Source organism: Frankia sp. CcWB3, assembly GCF_977927595.1.
Genome location: NZ_CDWRCK010000271.1, coordinates 1 through 5,317 on the forward strand (window position 1 = coordinate 1; position 5,317 = coordinate 5,317).

Below are 5,317 nucleotides of genomic sequence, written 5' to 3' on the forward strand. Positions count from 1 at the left end.
TTAGGCAGGACGTGGACGGGCAACCCGAACCTGTCCTGGAGGACCCGCGCCACTGATACCGCACGGGCGGAGAATTCTCACCCACGGTGATGATCGTGGGACCTGTCACCGCCGGGAGGAGCATCGGTTCGAATTCCAGTCAGCGGTTGGCGCCGCTATCTCACCGAATCCCGATCCGACGACCGGCACCGGCCCGGGTACCGTAGGGGGGTACCCGGACGGGAAGGCGCGATGGATGCACGGCTACACCAACACCAAGGACGATTACACCGCTCGGCTTCGCCGCATCGAAGGCCAGGTCCGGGGGCTACAGCGCATGATTGCCGAGGACAAGTACTGTATCGACATCCTCACCCAGGTCTCGGCGGCGACCCGGGCGTTGCAGTCGGTCGCCCTCGGGCTCCTCGAGGACCATCTGGCGCACTGCGTGACGCACGCCGCCGCCGAGGGCGGTCCGGTGGCCGACGAGAAGATCCGGGAGGCGTCGGCCGCGATCGCGCGGCTCGTTCGGTCCTGACCACGGCGGTTCCGGTGAAGGCGGTTCCGGTAAGACGACGGACATCGCTCTCGAGGTTCGTCGAGGTCCCGGGGTCGGGTGCTGCGCCGGTCATCCTCGCCTGTTCACCGTCACGGAATATGCCTCCTGGATCTCGCAGGTTACGCCAGATGCCGGCCCCGGACCGGGCCGTCCGGATGGCGTCGGCCGGGTAGCGTCGGCCGGGTGACGAGCGAGACCGACGGCACCGCGGTGCCCGCCGACGGTGCGGTCGACCGCACCGCGTCGGTGCAACGGATCTGGCTGGACGACCGGTCCTGGGCCGACGTCACGCGCGGATGGCTACGCGGCGCCGACCAGCTATACGAGACCCTGCATGCCGAGATCCCCTGGCGACAGGGAACCATGTGGCGTTACGAACGCCACGTCACCGAACCACGGATGAGCGCCTGGATCCCGCGGGGTCAGCCGGTCGCCTTTCCCGCCCTGCTCGACGCCTACCGGACCCTGCGGCGGACCTACGGCGTGGAGTTCGACGGCTTTGGCCTGTCGCTGTACCGGGACGGAGCCGACGGCGTCGCCTTCCACCGGGACCGCGAGATGCGCTGGCTCGACGACACGGTGATCGCCATCCTCACCCTCGGTGCCCGGCGACCGTTCCTGATCAAGTCCCGCCACCTGCCGCCCGGCCGACGGATCCTCGACGACCCGGAGGCATCCGGCGCTCGCGACCTCTCCCCGGCCGGCGGTGATCTGATCGTGCTGGGAGGTCGGGCCCAGGCCGACTGGCTGCACGCGGTGCCCAGGGTCCGGGAGCACGTCGCCGGACGCATCTCGGTCCAGTGGCGATGGACGTCCCGGACGGGCCGCCCGGAACAGGGCCCCGGTTACGGCGCCGCACGCCACTTCTCGCGATAGCCGGCCGGGTCAGTCACAGGGCGGGTCGTAGCGCCGGTGACCGAGGTAGGTCCGCCACTGCTCCCGATTGATGCGGCCCTCGGCCCTGGCACAGATCTCGTCCTCGGCCGCGAGCAGGTCGAGCTGCCAGAGACGGACGGCGTCACCGGCCACGCCGACGAGGACGCCCTCATGTCCCAGAGGTCCGAAGACCGTCGCCGTCGGCGCGGTGCCGACCGGCAGGGTGGCCGGCTGCACCGGCCGGGACGGTGAGCGCATGTCCCAGAGGGTCACCTGACCGGCCGGGGTACTGACAGCGAGGACCCGCCCGTCGGCGGAGAGCGCGATCGAACCGGCCTGGCCCGGTCGGCTCGCGATGGCGGTGAGGCGGTGCAGTCCCCGGGGGCTGTCCAGCCCATAGATCTCCGTCAACGAGCCGCCGTCGGAGGTACTCGCCACAGCGAGCCACCGGCCGTCCGGGCTGGCGAGGAGCTTGCGGACAGTGGCGGCCGCGGTCAGGTGGGCCCGGCGGCGCGGTTGCCCGGCAGCGGTCACATCCCAGACGGAGAGATGGCCTGCCCCCCCGACGGCGAGCGAGTCGCCGTCGGGCGTGAAGGCGAGGCTGGTGACCTCCGCCGGCTGGGGCAGTTCGGCGAGGGCGCGAGGATTCTGCGGGTGGCTGATGTCCCAGAGACGGACGACGCGATCGGCACCCGCCGAGGCCAGGGTCCGGCCATCCGCGCTCACCGCGACGCTCGCCACCGTACCCGTGTGTCCCCGCAGCTCGGCGAGCAGACTCACTCGCTGACCGATTTTGATCGCCGACTGAAGGTCGCCGTCGTCCGTGAGCCCGGGCTGGGCCAGCCGCCATAACCGGATCACCCGGTCCGTCCCCGCCGTCACCATGGTCGTGGACGCCCGCACCCCCATGGCTGGACCGGATGCGGGTACCAGCGCGACGGCGAGCAGGCCCTTCACCATTGCCGCCGGGGCGATCCCGGCCGCGAGGGGGCTGCGATCTCCCGTGGCTGCGGCCACCGCGGGCAGGTCGGTAACGTGACGCACCCGGCCAGGACCGATGATGCTCCACACCGACCCGCCGAAGTCACCGATGATAATTAGATATCGACCATCCGGGGTGATCAGCAGATCGCGGATCGCTCCCGTCGCCGGCCCGATCTGCCGGACGCTCGCATTGACCAGCGCCTCCGCCGCGGCCGAGGTCGGAGCCGTGCGGTAGGCCGAGACGGCGAGTTGACCGGCGAGATCCGGTTCCCGGTCGAGAAGGCGCATCGCGCCACGGGCCGCCTCGCGCGACGTGGCCGCCGCGCTGCGCTCCCGCAGCGTATCGACGATCACAACGGTCGGGAGGACGAGCACCGAGGCCGCCACGCCAATCGAGAGCACGCGTCGGAGCCACCCGCGGTCCAGGTGATCCCCCGGTGACGATGATGACGATAAGGCGGAGACGTTCCCGGTTTTCTCCTGGACGTGGCTTGCGCGCGCGCTCGCGGCCGCGGTGGGCTGTGGGGCAGGCGCACCGGCCACGGAGGCCGACGGACCGGGAGACGACGGACGCATCCGCGGCTCTGCTCCGGTACGGACGGCGCTGAGAGCGACCGCGGCGGCCGGCGGGACGGCCGTGATCTCCGCGGCCGGCCCGGCCCCACGTACCGCCCTGGTCTCGAGCACGGCCTCGGTCTCAGTCGCGGCCTCGAGCACGATCTCGAGGCCGTGTATGGCACCGATGGCACGGGCAGCGAGGTCGCTCGTGCCTACGACCTCCGGTTTCGACTCGGACTCGGCCGCCCGCCTCGTCTGCACCGGGACCGGCGTCTCGATGACACCCGCAGGCAGGGCGAGACGCCGGGTGGGCTCGACCGCAGGCTCCGCCTCGCTGCTTCGTGTCGGATGGGCCACCAGCTGTTCGAGCAGTTCGGCCGCGGCCGGCCGGCGCTTCGGGTCCTTGCGCATCGCCGCCGCGACCAGCTCGCGCAGCTCCGGACTGAACACGGACAGGTCGGGTTCCGCGTAGACGGCCCGCTGCAGCAGGACCCGGGGCGTTCCGGCACCGAATGGCGGCCGGCCGGTCACGGCGAATAACAGCACGCTGCCCCAGGTAAAGACATCCGATGCGACGGTGGCGGTCTGTCCGAGAACCTGTTCGGGCGTTATGAACGCAAGTGTGCCGATACCGGACGGCGGTCCGCCCGGATTATTCATGCTTACCGCATTCATCGCTCGGAAGAGCCCGAAGTCAATCAGCCGCAGCCTCCGCTCGGAAAGAACCACATTGATAGGCTTCAGATCGCCGAGGAAAATTTCCGATTCGTGCAGTGCGGCCAGAGCCGTCGCCAGCCCGACGGCGAGCCGGTGGGTGTCCGGTCCGGACAACGCTCCGCCGTCGGCGACGGTTGCGGCGAGAGTCGGGGCGTCGATGAACTCCGCGACGACGTAGGGGGGGCGAGCGCCCGTGTCGAGGTCGAGGATGGCGGCGAGGCAGGACGGCGCCAACCGGCGGATGTTGTCGAGGTCGACGCGCAGGCGCCGACGGAACTCTGTGTCCCGCCCGAAGGGCGCGGTGATCGTCTTGACGAGGACCGGACGCGCCTCGCCGTTACGTGCAAGAAACACCGGTCCTGTCCTGGCGTCGACCAGCTTCCGTTCAACTGTATACGGACCGATAGTCTGGAGATCAGTCCCAGTGAGCCCAGGGAGGTTGCGCCGGGATATCGCCATATGACGAAACCTCCTACGACTACACAAACCGGCCGTGCCGGCACGGCGGCGGATCTGGTCGACAAATTCATGTTATCGGCGCGGGCCATGGGCCGGGCGCCCCCTTGTAGTGGTCGAGCAGCCGCACCCACGCCATCCCGCATAATGCTGGCGGGAGGCCGGCGCCCGCCGGCGGGCGCCGGCCGGCGCCGTGGACGATCAGGCGTTCGTCGGCCGAGCGAAGGGCTGCAACCGAGCGACGAGTCCGCGGACCTCGGCCCCGGCCGCCGCGAGGGTCTCCTCGGCGGAGCTGCGGCCGCTGCCCTCCAACAGGACGTCCAACGCGATCAGCCGCTCCGCGATCTCCGTCATCAAATCAAAGTCGCGAACACGCTGGTGGACCAGCTCGGCCAGCCGCTCGTTCTTCTCGAACAGCTCGACGAAGACGCTGACCTTGGCCCGGAGCAACCAGGGGTCGAAAGGCTTCGCGATGTAGTCGACCGCGCCGACAGCGTAGCCGCGGAACGCGTGGTGCGGCTCGCGGTCGATCGCCGTCAGAAAGATGATCGGAGTGTCTCGGGTACGCCCCCGCTGCTTGATCCGGTGCGCTGTCTCGAAACCGTCCATCACCCGACGACGCCGTGACGAGATCCTGATCCAGCGAGGCGAGAATCGCCTCCAAGGCCATCAGGTTGTCCGCTCGATCGTCGACCAGCAGGATCTTGCTGCGGGGCCGTTCCGTGCTCGGCCCACCTTCGCCGTCGACGGAACCGCTGGTCCGCTCGGTCACCCGCCTGCCTCCTCCTTCGCGATCGCCCTACCGACCCGTGGTGGGCGTCGCCACCCCTCCACGATCACTGATCGCTCCCGACGGCATCTCACCGCCCCACCGATAGCCACCCGATGCGCACCATACGCGATCTGATCAATACAGATACGACCGCATCACCCCGAGGAGATGGTCCAGATCCACGGGCTTGGTGATGTAGTCGGTGGCCCCGGCGGTGATGCTCTTCTCCCGGTCTCCCGGCATGGCCTTGGCAGTCAGCACCAAGATCGGCAGATCCGCGAACGCCAGCATGTCACGGATCATCGAGGTCGTTTCATTGCCGCCCATGCCCGGCAACATCACATCCATCAGCACGAGGTGCACGGGCGGGGTGTCCTGCTGCAGCATACGGATCGCATCATGACCGTTGTCGGCGT

At 69.5% G+C, this 5,317-nt stretch carries 4 protein-coding genes and 1 pseudogene; 2 read left to right on the forward strand and 3 right to left on the reverse strand.

Going from position 1 to position 5,317, the window contains the following annotated elements; translation table 11 throughout:
- Positions 1-235 precede the first annotated feature (235 nt).
- Together ACY5KJ_RS17190 and ACY5KJ_RS17195 are read left to right on the forward strand one after the other, a co-directional pair.
- On the forward strand, positions 236-517 hold the full coding sequence (locus tag ACY5KJ_RS17190) for a metal-sensitive transcriptional regulator (RefSeq protein WP_462187547.1): 282 nt from the start codon (positions 236-238) through the stop codon (positions 515-517).
- Between the two features lie 204 nt (positions 518-721).
- Entirely contained in the window at positions 722-1,414 is a 693-nt protein-coding gene (locus ACY5KJ_RS17195; RefSeq protein ID WP_462187546.1) for an alpha-ketoglutarate-dependent dioxygenase AlkB, read from the forward strand.
- 9 nt (positions 1,415-1,423) lie between these two features.
- Here the strand turns inward: ACY5KJ_RS17195 and ACY5KJ_RS17200 are convergent, their stop codons facing one another.
- From ACY5KJ_RS17200 to ACY5KJ_RS17210, 3 genes and pseudogenes are all read right to left on the reverse strand, one after another.
- Positions 1,424-4,027: a WD40 repeat domain-containing serine/threonine protein kinase gene (locus ACY5KJ_RS17200; protein ID WP_462203844.1), complete on the reverse strand. Its 2,604-nt coding sequence runs from the start codon at positions 4,025-4,027 to the stop codon at positions 1,424-1,426.
- A gap of 303 nt (positions 4,028-4,330) precedes the next feature.
- A pseudogene (locus ACY5KJ_RS17205) lies at positions 4,331-4,901 on the reverse strand (response regulator).
- 135 nt (positions 4,902-5,036) lie between these two features.
- On the reverse strand, positions 5,037-5,317 hold a 281-nt coding region (locus ACY5KJ_RS17210), incomplete at its 5' end, for a response regulator (RefSeq protein WP_462203845.1).